The sequence below is a fragment of the Streptomyces fildesensis genome (assembly GCF_016107395.1).
In the GTDB taxonomy this organism is placed as follows: domain Bacteria; phylum Actinomycetota; class Actinomycetes; order Streptomycetales; family Streptomycetaceae; genus Actinacidiphila; species Actinacidiphila fildesensis.
The window spans coordinates 1-230 of sequence record NZ_JAAIKO010000387.1; the positions used below are offsets into that span (position 1 = coordinate 1).

At 41.7% G+C, this 230-nt stretch carries 1 protein-coding gene; it reads right to left on the bottom strand.

Annotated features, from left to right (window positions below):
* Positions 1-230, bottom strand: a 230-nt coding sequence (locus tag C6N31_RS43280; RefSeq protein WP_198359772.1) for a ubiquitin-conjugating enzyme family protein, incomplete at both ends; no start/stop codon positions are given.

Genomic DNA, 230 nt, shown 5'->3' on the forward strand with positions numbered 1-230 from the left:
GTGAGTATTGCAGCAACATCATATATGGGACTCCACTGATTCTGTAAGATATCCAAGCAAATACTTCCATCTGCATAAATATTTGGGTGAAACATCCTTGAGACAAAGCGAACTATTGGAGGTTTATTTGGGTATTCTTCTGAAAATTGCAGGCTCAATTTGAATGTACCTCCATCCCACGGTGTGTCATCAGGCCTGCCGAAAATGACGGCATTCCAGAGCATGATGTT